We start from the raw sequence: 1481 nt of genomic DNA, 5'->3' as shown, positions 1-1481 counted from the left end.
CCCGGGAGCGACGCCGCATGACGGCCCTGAACACCGATAGCCGCACACCGGCCTGGAACGGCCCCTGGGGGATGCTGCACCGTCAGGCGTCGGTACAGCGCCGCGCGGACCGCCTGGCGCGCCTGACGGGCGAGACGAGCCGCACGAGCGTGAAGCTGGCCGCCGAGGAGCGGTCGGCGACCGCCGCCTGGCACGCGCTGTCCCAGCGGACCGCGCGGCTGCGCGGCCGGGAACGGGGAGCGGAGCGGCGGCTGGAGGCGGCGCGCGGCTCGCTGCGGTGGATGGCGGAGGCGGCGGCCTCCGGCGGCCGGTGCGGCGCGCTGCCCCGCCCGCAGGCGGCGGACGAGGACGCCGTCACGCTTGCCGCGGACGCGCCCTGGACGCGGCCCGTGGCGTCGTACGAGCTGTCCGCGGGCTTCGGTGGCGCGGGCTCGCACTGGGCGAACGGGCACACCGGGCAGGACTTCGCGGTGCCGGTCGGCACGCCCGTACGGGCCATCGGCGCGGGCACGGTCGTCGCGGTCGGCTGCGGCGACGCCTTCGGCATCAGTGCGGTGATCCGGCACCCGGGGGGTTGGTACTCGCAGTACGCCCACCTGTCGACGCTCTATGTCGCGCCGGGCAAGCGGGTGCGTACCGGTGAGTGGATCGCGCTGTCCGGTTCCACCGGCAACTCCACCGGCCCCCATCTGCACTTCGAGGTGCGCAAGACACCCGCGTACGGGTCGGCCGTCGATCCGGTGGCGTGGCTGAAGGAGCGCGGCGTGCGGTTGTGACGGCAGCTGTGACGGCGTCCGCGCGCGTGGCTCCGGCAGTGATGCCCACAGGGGTAGTACGGCGTATGGCTGAAGCGGCGGTTCGTCCGATCGAATGAGCGTCAGACGCGTGCGATCGGGACAGGGACACCGGTACGGCGCGCCAGGGACGCCGGGCACGGCAACGGACGAGGCACGGCCGGCGGCACGCGTCTGGCCAGGCCGCCTAACAACATACGGAGACCGCATGGCTGACGGCAGCACCACGGAGGCACGCACCGGGGAACAGCGGCCGAGCGCACGCCAGGAGGCCGCCCGGCTCACCGCGGAGGGCGTCCACGTCATCGCGCTCACCTGGGTCGACAACGCGGGCATCACCCGCGTCAAGACCGTGCCGACCGCCCGGCTCGCGGCCGTCGCGCAGCGGGGCGTGGGCATGTCGCCCATCTTCGACGTCTACACGTTCGACGACTTCATCACCGCCTCCCCGCACGTCGGAGGCCCCGACGGCGATCTGCGGCTCTTCCCCGACCTCGACCGGCTGACCGTCCTCGCCGCCCAGCCCGGCTGGGCCTGGGCCCCCGTGGACCGCTACGAACAGGACGGCGCCCCGTCCGCCGCGTGCCAGCGGCAGTTCGCCCGCCGGATGGCGGACCGGGCCGCCGCGGCGGGCTTCGAGGTGCGCATGGGGTTCGAGACGGAGTGGGCGGTGGCGCGGCCCGCGCC

General features: G+C 75.0%; 1 protein-coding gene and 1 pseudogene. Both read left to right on the top strand.

Going from position 1 to position 1481, the window contains the following annotated elements; all coding sequences use genetic code 11:
* Positions 1-776 (top strand): M23 family metallopeptidase (locus ACFU99_RS43400; RefSeq protein ID WP_384404249.1); only part of this gene is annotated, 776 nt, incomplete at its 5' end.
* Between the two features lie 226 nt (positions 777-1002).
* Positions 1003-1481, top strand: a pseudogene (locus ACFU99_RS43395) (glutamine synthetase); the annotation flags it as partial.

It is taken from the genome of Streptomyces sp. NPDC057654 (assembly GCF_042800135.1).
Classification (GTDB): domain Bacteria; phylum Actinomycetota; class Actinomycetes; order Streptomycetales; family Streptomycetaceae; genus Streptomyces.
This window is presented reverse-complemented; position numbering and strand designations above follow the sequence as displayed.